Genomic DNA, 12,431 nt, shown 5'->3' with positions numbered 1-12,431 from the left:
AATCCAATTAAATCCCCCTCATAAAAAACAGGCTTTTTTAAGGTATCTACTTTAAATCCATGGTCTATTTCATAGAGGTTTGAATAGAGCTGTTCTCTAGAAATTGGATAATATACATTCTCACTAATAGATGAAGATAATCTAACTCCATTTCTATCATATATCTCTATCTTAGTATTATTTTTATCCTCTTCATCAATTAAATTCACCGCATTAAAAGGATAATTATTAAATAATTCTTTATTGCTTAGTAGTTTATCGTATTTTTCAAACTTTTTTATATTATTTATGTAATCATCCATTTCCGTTCGTTTATTGTAGCTTTGCATCCAAAAGAAAAGCATGATACTAGTTAGTATAGGAATAAGCATTACTGTTACATAGGATAGAGTAAGCCATTTTTTTATCTTCATACTGATCTTTCTCCTACAAATCTATACCCAGTGCCCCATACAGTTTCAATAAACTTTGGATTTTTAAGATCATCCTTTAATTTTTCTCTAATTTGTTTTATATGGACAGTAACTGTATTGTTTCCATCCATGTCCTCTTCTCCCCATATAGTTTCATAGAGCTCTTTTTTACTAAAAACTCTCTTTGGATTTTGCAACATCAATACAAGTAATTCAAACTCTTTAGAGGTGAAGTGAAGATTTACACCATGAATTTCTACATATTTATCCTTCTCATTTATAGCTAGTCCATTTTCATATTTTAAAAAACTAGTATTTTCATCTATACCTTTATATCTTTTATATCTTCTTAAATTACATTCTATCCTTGCCTGAAGTTCAATTAAGCTAAAGGGTTTTGTCATGTAATCATCCGCTCCTAAATTTAATCCCTTCACCTTGTCATAATCTTCACTCTTTGCGCTAAGAATTATTATGGGTGTATCACTTGTAAGCCTTATATTTTTACAAAGGGTTAGCCCATCCATTTCAGGCATCATAATATCTATTATTAGCAGCTGAAATTTATCTCTTTTAAATTCCTCATATCCCTCTTTTCCTGTAGATGCCCAAAGAGTACTATAACCGTTATTTTCAACATATTCCTTTATGCATAGGGCTATTTCTGCATCATCCTCAACTATTAATATTTTTCCATTCATAGAAAGGTCCCTCCTACGCTTTTAATTATACACTCTATTTATGGATTTTATAAAACTTTATAATTTCTTTATAAATGATTAAAGAGCATCCACTTTTGCGAATGCTCTTCTAATATATATAACCTTCCATGTAATAGTTTTTTATATGCTAATTGAAATCAAATAGCTTAGTGTTGCAATAATAGCTACAACTGCTGTTATTTTAAGATCTGCAGATGATAACTCTTTTTTCATGTCATCATCTTTAATTATGTTGAAATTTTCAATTACTATAGCCGTTACCCATCCTATAACAGGGTTTATTGCCAGTCCCGTTAAAAGACTTATGGCTGCTATTTGCTTTTGTGCCGATGTCTTTAATGTATTTAATCCTATTTCTACTAATGGAATATATACTCCAAACAATAGAACAAGCCATATCAGAGGGGGAAATATTGCTATATCTATTGGAAAACCTAATAATGCAAAAGCTATGCCAGAAATTCCAAGAAGAAAGGCACTTCCTCCAATTGGTCTTTTTACTATACTAAGAGGTATCATAAAGCTACGCCACACCGCAGCGGTTTGAGAACCACCTAAAAAGCACCCTATTATATTTCTTATAGAGGCCAAAGCAAAGGTAGAATTCATATGAAATATGGATTTTTTTGCTTTTGGATCATAATTACTCTCCTGAAGAGTTTTAATTGCTATGCCATCTGTCGGCCACATAACTACAGCCAGTAACGCAAAGGGAAGTGCCTTTACAAAATTAATAACTGTAAACCCAAATCCCAAGCCCCATATGTCAAACCACCATACCTTTGGATTAAGTATAGGAAAAGCAGGTAAAGCTTTTACTTCTGGATAAATTCCATAAAATGCAGGAATCAATATGCCAATAGCTGCTGCTACGGGAATCATAAGCCACTTCAAATTCATTTTATTTAAGACTAGGTAGGCAATAACTCCCAGCATAATTAATATAATGAGTATTGAATTATTCTGCGTGGACGTCCATTTACTTAGACTATCAACGGAACTCATTATGCCCATGATGCCAAAGAGCAATATAATTCCTCCTCTAGCCGCAACCCCATTTAGCTCCATTATTTTATCAAAAAACTTAAACCTTGCTATGATGAGTCCTAAGACTCCGATTGAAATTCCCAGTACTAGTGGATGAACACCAAAAGAAGCCATAAGAGGTATTAATGGAATTAGTGGTGCTAGCGTCCCAGGCGGTGCAGCATATGGATTTAATATGGCGGAAAATATTATTGTAATAATGCTTCCAACTATTAGCTCTAACCTCACATTTTCTGTAACAAAGGCTTCATTAGAAATGTTATAGCCCTTTGCCCAAGCTATAGCAAAGGCCGCTACCAGTGCAATTTTACCTATGGTTCCAGATAGGGCTGGAATAATATCTTCTAGTCTTATAGTATAATCTTTTGTTGGAATGTTAAATCTATTCTTTTTAGGATTGTAGTTGATTAATTCCTCTGTTAATATATCATTTCTGTTTTTTACCTTGCTCAAATATTTTCCCCCTTCATTTTTCATCTTATTAATATAGGGTTCCAGTTTATCTATTAATTTATAGATATATAATTTGCTACACAACAAAAAAAGCCAATACTTACTAGCAACAAGCTAATAAATATTGGCATACTTCACAACTGGTTTTATACACCCTTCATTTAGTCTTCCAAATTATTACTTATTATTAAGTCTAGATTCCAGATCCTCATCCACTGTAAGGATGATTATCTTTTCTCCAGTTCTTGTACTAACATCAGAATGAGCACTTACCACATTCACATTAGTAATTTCTTTTACAAGATTATCAAAATATCCTCTTTCATTTTCGAATAAAGCCGTTCTTACTTCTTTTATAAGCTTCACCCCTTGGGTGTTTTCTGCAAGTTTTTTTTCCGATTGACTCAAAAATCCCTTAAGTCTTACTATTATCATATCTCCATATATTATTGTCTTTATTTCCTTTGGACCTCGTCCCATAAATTCAATTTCAAACTTGCTTACAGCCTCGCTTATCTTTGATTCTAATTGTCCTCTAGTCATATTAAATCCTCCTTGTTTTAAGCATGGAAGTTTTTAAAGTTATTTTATAATATCATATATAAATAAGCTTGGCAATAACGGGTTATAATAAACAAAAATCTTTAATAAAAAGCAAATTTAACTGTTCATCCATAATTAACTTTTTAAAAATTCTAGATATCCATTCTTCCTCAACTTACAAGCAGGACATTCTCCGCACCCGTCTCCTTTTATTCCATTATAGCAGGTTAAAGTTTCTTCTCGAATAATATTAAGAATATCCAACTCCTTAGCCATCTTCCAAACTTCTGCTTTATTAATCCACATTAAAGGTGTAAGAATTTCAAATTGATAATCCATGGCTAAATTTAAAGTTACATTTAAGGATTTAATAAATACGTCTCTGCAATCTGGGTATCCGCTAAAATCACTTTGAGACACACCAGTTATAATTGTATTTATTCCTCTTTGCTTTGCAAATACAGCCACAAAGCTCAAAAATAGCATGTTTCTTCCGTCTACAAAGCTATTCGGAACTCCCGCCTCTGGTGCCTCCTTGTCAACTTCTATATCTACCCTTGTTAATGAGTTTGGTGCAAGTTGATTTAATAAATTCAAATCTAAAATATGGTGTTCTACATTGTATTTTTTGCATATGTCCTTTGCACACTCTAGTTCTAATATATGTTTTTGATTATAATCAAAGGATACTGCTATAACTTCTTTAAACTTCTTTTTCGCCCAAAACAGACAGGTTGTACTGTCTTGTCCACCACTAAATACTACTACCGCTTTTTCTTTATTCATTACTATACACTCCTCTTATTATTTATAAAGCATCATCAATTTGTTATTTAAAATTGGGTCTGTGTTAAATCTTCCTCTTAATGTAGTTGATAGGGTTTTTGTACCAGTTTTTTGTATTCCCCTAGAAGTCATGCATCCGTGTTCACCTTCTATAATAACCGCTACATCCTCTGAACCCGTTACCTTTTGTATAATTTGCCCTATGTCACTTCCAATTCTTTCTTGAAGCTGTAGTCTACGTCCTACCATATCAGCTATTCTAGCTATTTTACTTAACCCAATAACCTTTTTATTAGGAATATAAGCAACAGAGACCTTCATGTTATACATCAACGCTAAATGGTGTTCACAATAGCTAAATATTTCTATGTCCTTCATAAAAACCATATCATTATTATTTTCTTTTATATCTATACCCTTTTCAAAGGTAGTATTAAACATTGCTGCAATTTCATCATTGGTATAGTTCATTCCTTCAAATACTTCTTCATACATTTTAGCCACTCTTTTAGGTGTATCCTTTAGCCCTTCCCTATCAGGATTGTCGCCTAAGGCTATTAAAATACCTCTTATATGCTCTTCAATTGCCTTTATATCAATTGCCATAATTTATACACCTCTCTTATTTGCATCCCATATAACTTTATGAAGTTGTACCTGTAATGTAACTCCATTCATATTGTTTTTCTTCATAAACTCTACAATGCTATCCATAGAAATTTTCCCAAAAACAGGGCTAATATATATATTAGTTTTATCTATAAGGTTAAATTCATCTATTATATATTTTGCTTTCTCTAAATCTTCAATGCTACCAGATACAAATTTCACCGTGTCTTTCTTTGTTAAATGCTTAAAATTATCTAACTTTATGCTACCTTCCATATCGCTAGAAGGAAGCTTATAATCCATAGTAAAGCTCGGCGGATTTTCTATTTTTAAAAACTCTTGAAGCGATATACTACCGTTAGTTTCTATTTCTACATGAAGTTCTTTATCCTCTGATAGCATCTCCAGTAGTTCTATTATGCCTTCTTGCAAAAGAGGTTCTCCACCTGTTAAAGTAATATTTTTTATCTTTTGGGATTTTATATATTCATATATATCCTCAGTAGACATATATTCGTAAGCTACATTTTTTTCATTAGCCCAAGAGGTATCACAGTAGCTACAATTCAAATTACATCCTGCAAACCTTATGAAAATTGCTAATTGACCACAAAGAAGCCCTTCTCCATTGATGCTAACAAACTTTTCTACAACCTTAAATTTCACTTCAGTTCCCCTCTCTTTCTTCATAGGCAGCACTATTTGTAGGGGTCTCAAAAACTGTAGCTCTTAATACATCGAATCCTTGAGTTTTCATAGTTTTAAAGAAAAATGCTGCAAAATTTTCTGCTGTTGGCCTAAAATTTACTTCTATTATTTTAAAGGCATCTGAAATAAGACAATTAAAAGTTTCTTCTCTCATAGTTCCTTTTTGAATAATCAATGCATGATCATAATAATCTACCATATCTTTTACAGCCTTTTTCAAATCTCCAAAGTCTATTACCATACCCTCTAGTTGACCACTCTCTACTAAGCTTTGAGACTTTACTTCAATTTCAACCTTCCATCTATGCCCATGAATGTTACTACATTTTCCTTCATATCCAGCAAGAAAATGTGCACTGTCAAAACTTTGTTCCGCTTTTAATATATACATAGGTTTCTCCTCCTTATTTTAAAATCTTACTTCCATAATAACAGCAACCTATTGCTCCGTTAAACTGAGGCTCATTTAGATATAATATTTCTTCATAATCCTTTTCTAGATATTTTTTTATGGCGGTATTATTAGCCACACCTCCTGCTAAAACTAGCTTTTTTCCTCTAAATTTGCTAAGTAGTGGATAAAGTCTTTTATATAATGAATAGTTAACTCCTGCACAAAGCTTATCTATTCTCACCCCTTCAGCTATTTTTCCTATTAATTCTGACTCAGAAAATACCGCACAGGTTGAATTTAGTTCCACAGGATTTTCACAGTATTTACTCATTTCATCAAGAGATATTTCAAGCACATTTGCCATATTCTCTAGATACCTACCACAGGATGCAGCACATTTTTCATTAAGCTCTAAATCTGTAGTAATTCCCTTTTCTACTTTGACCACCTTTACATCTTGTCCACCTACATCTAAAAGAATAAAATCTTTTAATCCAGTTTGATAAATTCCTCCATAAACATGGGCCTTTATCTCATTTATTTGAGTAAAGAGTAATAAATCCGTATTATTTTTCCCATATCCCGTGGATACTGCTTTATCAACTTGTCCTAGGTTAAGTTTTTCTAAATTTACAATAACCTTACCCTTATAGCTACAATAATCTCTATAAAAACTCATGGTACTTATTTTTTTCTTTATTATTATATTATTATCTTCCATCAAAACTATTTTCACTTCTCTACTTCCAAGGTCTATGCCTAGTATTCTCATATTCTACTCTCCTTTAAATCCAATAGCATACCGAGAAAAGCTTCTAATCTCAGCTTTGTTCTTGCACTTAATGTATTTAACTTATCCCCTTCGATATTAAGTATTGGAATATCTAATTTCTCCTTTAGCACAATATTCTCTACAGTTCTGTAGCAAAAGGCTTGAGTATAGTGAATTATACCATCTAATTTTCTTTCTTTAATTTGGCTTTTTAATTCCATAATTCTAAAATTAACATCATAAGGATAAGTGTAATCATAATACTGCTGAAATATATTTTTTGCTCTATCACCTCTAGGAAAGGCAAATTCTCTTTGCACTTCATTGTATACAAAATGAGCATTAAGTTTTTCAACGAATTCATATATATCAGAAGTCATAGGTGGAACTCCTATATATCCTAACCTTAACTTTTTATTTAGCGGTTCTCTTTTCTTAATATCTTCAATGGCTTTTTTAAGACTTTCTTCAAATCCATCAATATCTCCATTTAAATCGCTTAGGCTCACGGAATATAAATGATTTTCAAAGCCAGTAGCTTTATTTTCCTTATAGGTCAATTCATCAATCTCTTTAGATAATTTTCTAGCCTTTACTAGCCTTTTTCTAACCTTTTCTACTTCATCTTCAGTAACATTAAAGCTATTCATAAACTTTCTTATTTCATTTTCCACATCCTCTAGTTTATGGTTCTGTGGAAATGAAAAAGGATGTATTTTAATTCCTTTTAATTTTAAAACTTCAATTAAAGCTTTTGTATTGGAGCAGTCTCCTTCTACAACACCAACTATTTCTTTAATATTTTCCTCTATGCATACTCCATAAATTCCCTTTATCCAAGCACATAAGCTTTTAGGGAAACCATCTCTTTCTGCAATATCTATATATTTTAAATACTCCTTTGAGGTTATAAAAATATTGTTTAAATCTATTGGAGTATATCCTGCCGAAATAAGAACTTCCACTGGTACTGTGGTGGTTAATCCTATTTTTTTCATTATCTTTCCTCCTCGCTTTTGAAAATTTTTCCAAACAAAAAAGAGCGTAAAACGCCCATAAACAAAAAACTACCTAAGCCGGTAGTTTCGCCCTAGTTTTGTTTATAGACAGGATGGTTACGAACTGTCTTTATTATTTTTTATATTTCTAAAGTATACTATAAGATCTTTATTACGTCAATAAAATTGGACGTCCATTGGACGTCCCTACTTTTTCTCTCCTTTTATAAAAACTCTTATTCCATCTGCATCCTCATCACTTTTAGCATTTTGAAGCAGGCTTTTAAATTCACCGCTTTCTATATGATCAGGAGTAACATCATTTACCATTACAAGCATGCCATCATTTTCTTCGCTAAATAGTCCGTATTTATTAAATTTGCACCCATTATCTAAAAAAACCTTATGTGCATCCCTGAAAACTTTCTCAATACTTTCTATAGAATTATTCTTTAAATCTACCCTCAGTATAACCTCTGCATCCATGGGAATGCTCCTATCAAACTTCATGTCAAGCTTTAACTTTTTATTACCCTTCTCATATTCGCCCTTATCATACATAACCGTTGTGGTATTTTTTTCAAAGCCCAACTCCTTGGCAATAAGAGATTTTGCAAGAGCAGAATATTCGTCTGAAAGTCTTTCTATTGTATTAAACATGCCTAACACATAGCTATCATAATCATCTCTTTGAACCTTACCATTCTTGTAATAAATTGCAAACTTTGTATCTATACTGGTTTTAGATTGTGCTCTTGCCATATATGAACTAAATTTAAAGTTATAAACGGGTTTTTCTAATTCTAAATCTAAAAAAGAATAGTTTTGCTCCACATATTTCTTTATACTCTTATTTGCAAAGGCCTTAGAAATTGGATTTCCTACAAAAGCATTAGTGACGAAAAGTATTCCGAAAATAAGAATTAGCGCCGATAAACCTGCCACAATTTTTAGTGATTTTATTTTATTCATAATAATTTACCTCTCTTTCTTAAAAGTAAAGTGTAATAGTTCACTAATAACGATTCCTAAAAATACAAGAAAAGTATATATGCTGCTTAAAAATACGGGATAATATAAGGCCTCTAAGGCAAATCCCCCCTCAATTATTACGCTTATAAATTGCCACAAATAGGATAAAACAAACACTAGAGCAGGAACTAACCACCACTTTTTCTTAAAAGTAATATATCCAAGTCCTCCAATGATGGGCATAATTAAAAAGTTATAAAACATTCCCATAGAATTTGATAGCGCTGCTCCAACAATAGCCCCAGCAAATAAAATAATAAGCTGTGTTATAAAAATACTGCGTTTTATATCAAAAATAATTTTTTCATCTTTAATACCAGGCTGCTCATTTTTAACTCCTTCAAAAGCTTCAAATTCACTCCTACAACTTTCACAAGTTTTTATATGATCATTTACAAGGCTACTACTATCACTACTCCCAACCCCATCCTTTACAAGGGGTATTAAATCAAGTACTACTTCACAGGATATTTTCAAACTAATCCCTCCTTTTCCAAAGAAGTTTTTATCCACTTTTTCGTGCGAAAATCAATAACTCTTGCAGAGCTTTCTGAAATCCCAACTTCCTTTCCTATTTCACTATAGCTATATCCTTTTATTCTCATATTCACTATAGTTTGTGTACGCTCGTCTTTTTCTTCTAAAAGTTCTAAAATCCTACCCATGATTTCAGTTTTAATAAATTTATCCTCCAAGCTTTCCCATACATAGAGCCCCAATAAATCATTATATTCTACTGTAGGTTTTTCCTTTCTAAGACTTTGAAGCCATAAATGACGAGCAATAGAAAATAGCCAAGTTTTTATGGAAGACTCTCCTTTAAAATTTCCAATGCTTCGTATTGCATTTACAAAGGTTTCTGAAAGTAAATCCTCTGAAAGGGTTTCATTGTGCGTAAGAGATATCAAATATTTATAGACATCTTCTTTATATAAGATATACAAATTTTCTATTTACTTCACAAAATCCCCCCTTCAATTAATTAGTCACAATTTCCCCGGAAATGTTACACCCTTTAGAATAAAATTTTAGCGTGCCATTTTGACACGCTAAAATTACTTAGTTACTCTGACTATGCTTATTTACGATTATTCATTTATTATATCTACAAGATTTATGAACCATATCTTACCAATAAGACACATATTTAAATATGAATAATTAAATGGTAATAAATCGTGCGTCTTATTATCAAGTGATTCTTAGCTTCAGGTGGAGTTTGCTTAAAAGGAATACTTACTCCAACTGAAGCTTAGAAGAACTTATCCAGGGACGTAGCATCCGTTATGCACAGCATAAGAACTCTAAATCGCTGAAGCTCAAGAGTTCTAATATCTCCCACTTGTAGAAAAGCAGAGAACTAAAATCTTTGATTTTATGTGAATCGCTTTCACAGAGTGCGATGGGAGTATTACGGATGATAGTCATCGGATAAATGCAGATTTCCTCATTTTGTTGGATATTCATGTTCTTTTGGTTGTCTGCAATATTTCTTCAAATTAGGCAATACTGCACCAAACTGCTGATAATTTTTTCTTGCTTTAATTAGTGTTAATCCATGATTTTGATCACTTGTCTCATCATCACTTTTAATAAACAAATCTATCTCCCAAAAACATATTGGGCAGATGTAGGCAAGTGCATCACCATTATTAGGAATTGTGATAAATCTACAACAAGGACACGGTGAGTTACCAATTATATCAACCTCAATATCAGTCCTGTTATTTGCTTCTTCTCCATAGGTTGCTACTGGTAAATATTTATATTGCTTGCTGTTCATTATATCCACCACCTATAAAAATATTTATCCGATAAATACCATTTAAGAACTCTGTTTATAATTAAAAGAACTCATATATACATTGTACCATCATTCTCCACATAGTCACACATCAAATCTACCTATCCAGGAGCCATATTGCTATATTTAGAGCTATTATCTATATTTATCGTATTATCAAACGTAGCGAAAGTTAAACCCCATATAAGCCTAGTAACTTCTATGGGGTTTACACTATTTAATCCCTTTGGGTAGGAATTTTAAACTTAATTCCTTTTTCTATCATATCTAAAGTGCTCTTATCCTTTGGATCTACAAATAAATAAGCATATCCTTTCTCATTAGCTCTCCCAGTTCTTCCTATGCGATGTATGTAAGCTTCAGCACTTTCTGGAATATCATAATTATATATATGGCTAACTCCAGTTATGTCTAGTCCCCTAGCTGCTACATCCGTGGCTATTAAATATTGAATATCCATATTTTTGAAATCCTTCATTACTTTTTCACGTTTTGATTGAGTTAAATCACTGTGTAGCTTTTTACAGTTATAGCCTCTCTGGTAAAGGTCCTCTTCAAGATTATCAACTCTTCTTTTAGTTCTGCAAAATATTATGGCCATAAAAGCATTATCCTTATCTAAAACCTTACACAAGTCATCTAGTTTTTTTCTGTCTGTGGTTTCTACTAAAAATTGTTCTATGTTTTTAAGAGTTACTTCTTCCTTTTGTATTGCTACTACCTTTGGCTCTTTCATATATTTATAAGCCAGTTTTTTAACATCAGAATTCATAGTTGCTGAAAAACAAAGGGTTTGACGTTTTTTACCTGTATATTTTATAATAGTTTCAACTTCATTTTTAAATCCCATAAGAAGCATTTGATCTGCCTCATCTAATACTAGTGTTTTTAAATTTTCAAGATTTATGGTTTTTCTCTGAAGGTGATCCAAAAGCCTGCCTGGAGTTGCAATAATTAAATGAATATTACCCTTTAGCTTTTTTAGCTGAGATCCTATATCCTTACCACCGTATGCAGCTAATATATTTAAATCTTCAGCTTCCGTAAGCTTCATAGCTTCCTCAGTTATTTGAATTGCCAGTTCCCTTGTGGGGGTTAGTATTAAACCTTGAATTGCATCAATACTGGGAGACATATTTTGAAACATAGGAAGTAAAAACGCCAGGGTTTTCCCTGTCCCTGTTTGTGCCTCTGCTATAACATCATGGCCATCCTTTATAAACATTATACTTTCCTCTTGAATTGGAGTTGGATTACTTATTCCTTGATTTTTTAGTATTTTTATTAAATCATCGCTAAGTCCTAGTTCTTTAAATTTCATCATTGTAATTTACCTTTCTATTTTAAAGTGTGTTTTTTATTAGTAGTCATATTATTATAACCTTTATGCCCGTTATTTAATATACTGCTAAGCTTATCTATATTTCAAACATAAATTATCTTCTTTTAAATTAGCTTTATTTATTTCAAAGCATAATATGTATAAAGTAATCCGTAAACTTACATTTATATTTTCAAATTAAGTATTGACATTTCATGATATTGATGCTAGACTACCAATCATATTATAAAACTGCGATGAGAAGAAGTAGAAATCATAAGTTTTCAACAGAAAGTTACCGGCTGATGAGAGGTGCGGAAAACGGATTTTGAATACATCTCTGAGTGGCACACTGAAAAGATTTGCATCTTAGTAGGCTGTTGCCGGGTGCGACCGTTATATCGCTAGGGTATAAGCACTTTTGTGCCGTACCTGATAAGGTTTATACAGTGATGTATAAATAAATTTGAGGTGGTAACACGTGAGTTCAAGACTCCCGTCCTCTGCATAGAGCAGAGAACAGGGGTCTTTTTTATATTCAAATTAATTTTTAGAAAGGATGATAGTAGTGAAAAGTGCACAAGAACAGTTTAAGATTATTATGAAAGGGGTAAGTCAGGTTGTTAGTGAAGATAATCTAATGGTGAAACTAGAGAAAAGTATTGAAACTAATAGCCCTCTTATTGTTAAACTTGGACTTGATCCTTCTGCACCAGATATACATCTAGGTCATGCTGTTGTGTTGCGTAAAATCAAACAAATGCAGGATTTAGGGCATCGTGCAGTAATCATAATTGGAGATTTCACAGGTAAAATTGGAGACCCATCA

14 protein-coding genes, 2 pseudogenes and 1 other annotated feature are annotated in these 12,431 nt (G+C 32.1%); of the genes and pseudogenes, 1 reads left to right on the top strand and 15 read right to left on the bottom strand.

The window, feature by feature from the left end; genetic code table 11:
- The 15 genes and pseudogenes from RYO54_RS19780 to RYO54_RS19710 all read right to left on the bottom strand — a co-directional run.
- Nucleotides 1-413: pseudogene (locus RYO54_RS19780) on the bottom strand (hypothetical protein); the annotation flags it as partial.
- Nucleotides 410-1,114: a response regulator transcription factor gene (locus tag RYO54_RS19775; protein ID WP_315122409.1), complete on the bottom strand. Its 705-nt coding sequence runs from the start codon at nt 1,112-1,114 to the stop codon at nt 410-412. The pseudogene RYO54_RS19780 and the gene RYO54_RS19775, both read right to left, overlap by 4 nt.
- Nucleotides 1,115-1,255: 141 nt before the next feature.
- Nucleotides 1,256-2,635, bottom strand: a complete 1,380-nt coding sequence (locus tag RYO54_RS19770) for a DUF3360 family protein (RefSeq protein WP_315122408.1) — start codon at nt 2,633-2,635, stop codon at nt 1,256-1,258.
- Nucleotides 2,636-2,812: 177 nt separating this feature from the next.
- Nucleotides 2,813-3,178: a DUF2294 domain-containing protein gene (locus RYO54_RS19765; protein ID WP_315122407.1), complete on the bottom strand. Its 366-nt coding sequence runs from the start codon at nt 3,176-3,178 to the stop codon at nt 2,813-2,815.
- A 135-nt stretch (nt 3,179-3,313) separates the two neighbouring features.
- Nucleotides 3,314-3,964, bottom strand: a complete 651-nt coding sequence (gene queC, locus RYO54_RS19760) for a 7-cyano-7-deazaguanine synthase QueC (RefSeq protein ID WP_315122406.1) — start codon at nt 3,962-3,964, stop codon at nt 3,314-3,316.
- 18 nt (nt 3,965-3,982) lie between these two features.
- On the bottom strand, nt 3,983-4,570 hold the full coding sequence (gene folE / locus RYO54_RS19755; RefSeq protein WP_315122405.1) for a GTP cyclohydrolase I FolE: 588 nt from the start codon (nt 4,568-4,570) through the stop codon (nt 3,983-3,985).
- 3 nt (nt 4,571-4,573) lie between these two features.
- Nucleotides 4,574-5,239 (bottom strand): putative 7-carboxy-7-deazaguanine synthase QueE, encoded by a 666-nt coding sequence (queE, locus tag RYO54_RS19750; protein ID WP_315122404.1) that lies wholly within the window; start codon nt 5,237-5,239, stop codon nt 4,574-4,576.
- Nucleotide 5,240: 1 nt separating this feature from the next.
- Complete coding sequence (queD, locus tag RYO54_RS19745; RefSeq protein WP_315122403.1) at nt 5,241-5,672, bottom strand: 6-carboxytetrahydropterin synthase QueD; 432 nt, start codon at nt 5,670-5,672, stop codon at nt 5,241-5,243.
- Between the two features lie 13 nt (nt 5,673-5,685).
- On the bottom strand, nt 5,686-6,447 hold the full coding sequence (locus tag RYO54_RS19740; RefSeq protein ID WP_315122402.1) for an acyl-CoA dehydratase activase: 762 nt from the start codon (nt 6,445-6,447) through the stop codon (nt 5,686-5,688).
- The gene (locus RYO54_RS19735; protein WP_315122401.1) at nt 6,444-7,445 is read right to left on the bottom strand and encodes a 2-hydroxyacyl-CoA dehydratase; all 1,002 of its coding nucleotides are present in this window, start codon (nt 7,443-7,445) and stop codon (nt 6,444-6,446) included. The genes RYO54_RS19740 and RYO54_RS19735 overlap by 4 nt, the downstream gene beginning before the upstream one ends.
- Before the next feature lie 207 nt (nt 7,446-7,652).
- Complete coding sequence (locus RYO54_RS19730; RefSeq protein ID WP_315122400.1) at nt 7,653-8,417, bottom strand: hypothetical protein; 765 nt, start codon at nt 8,415-8,417, stop codon at nt 7,653-7,655.
- Between the two features lie 6 nt (nt 8,418-8,423).
- The gene (locus RYO54_RS19725; protein ID WP_315122399.1) at nt 8,424-8,954 is read right to left on the bottom strand and encodes a zf-HC2 domain-containing protein; all 531 of its coding nucleotides are present in this window, start codon (nt 8,952-8,954) and stop codon (nt 8,424-8,426) included.
- Nucleotides 8,951-9,421 (bottom strand): RNA polymerase sigma factor, encoded by a 471-nt coding sequence (locus RYO54_RS19720; RefSeq protein WP_315122398.1) that lies wholly within the window; start codon nt 9,419-9,421, stop codon nt 8,951-8,953. Before RYO54_RS19720 ends, RYO54_RS19725 begins: the two co-directional genes overlap by 4 nt.
- Before the next feature lie 503 nt (nt 9,422-9,924).
- On the bottom strand, nt 9,925-10,260 hold the full coding sequence (locus tag RYO54_RS19715) for a CPCC family cysteine-rich protein (RefSeq protein WP_315122397.1): 336 nt from the start codon (nt 10,258-10,260) through the stop codon (nt 9,925-9,927).
- Nucleotides 10,261-10,498: 238 nt separating this feature from the next.
- Nucleotides 10,499-11,605: a DEAD/DEAH box helicase gene (locus RYO54_RS19710; protein ID WP_315122396.1), complete on the bottom strand. Its 1,107-nt coding sequence runs from the start codon at nt 11,603-11,605 to the stop codon at nt 10,499-10,501.
- Nucleotides 11,606-11,847: 242 nt separating this feature from the next.
- Nucleotides 11,848-12,109: a binding site (T-box leader), on the top strand.
- A 61-nt stretch (nt 12,110-12,170) separates the two neighbouring features.
- Here RYO54_RS19710 and RYO54_RS19705 point away from each other — a divergent pair.
- A pseudogene (locus RYO54_RS19705) lies at nt 12,171-12,431 on the top strand (tyrosine--tRNA ligase); the annotation flags it as partial.

It is taken from the genome of uncultured Clostridium sp. (assembly GCF_963515715.1).
In the GTDB taxonomy this organism is placed as follows: domain Bacteria; phylum Bacillota; class Clostridia; order Clostridiales; family Clostridiaceae; genus Clostridium_AW.
This window is presented reverse-complemented; position numbering and strand designations above follow the sequence as displayed.

Excerpts from the sequence above, each read along its gene's own strand:
- folE (WP_315122405.1), bottom strand. The coding sequence starts at position 4,570 with ATGGCAATTGATATAAAGGCAATTGAAGAGCATATAAGAGGTATTTTA.
- queD (WP_315122403.1), bottom strand. The coding sequence starts at position 5,672 with ATGTATATATTAAAAGCGGAACAAAGTTTTGACAGTGCACATTTTCTT.
- RYO54_RS19775 (WP_315122409.1), bottom strand. The coding sequence starts at position 1,114 with ATGAATGGAAAAATATTAATAGTTGAGGATGATGCAGAAATAGCCCTA.
- RYO54_RS19740 (WP_315122402.1), bottom strand. The coding sequence starts at position 6,447 with ATGAGAATACTAGGCATAGACCTTGGAAGTAGAGAAGTGAAAATAGTT.
- queC (WP_315122406.1), bottom strand. The coding sequence starts at position 3,964 with ATGAATAAAGAAAAAGCGGTAGTAGTATTTAGTGGTGGACAAGACAGT.
- RYO54_RS19710 (WP_315122396.1), bottom strand. The coding sequence starts at position 11,605 with ATGATGAAATTTAAAGAACTAGGACTTAGCGATGATTTAATAAAAATA.
- RYO54_RS19765 (WP_315122407.1), bottom strand. The coding sequence starts at position 3,178 with ATGACTAGAGGACAATTAGAATCAAAGATAAGCGAGGCTGTAAGCAAG.
- RYO54_RS19715 (WP_315122397.1), bottom strand. The coding sequence starts at position 10,260 with ATGAACAGCAAGCAATATAAATATTTACCAGTAGCAACCTATGGAGAA.
- RYO54_RS19735 (WP_315122401.1), bottom strand. The coding sequence starts at position 7,445 with ATGAAAAAAATAGGATTAACCACCACAGTACCAGTGGAAGTTCTTATT.
- RYO54_RS19730 (WP_315122400.1), bottom strand. The coding sequence starts at position 8,417 with ATGAATAAAATAAAATCACTAAAAATTGTGGCAGGTTTATCGGCGCTA.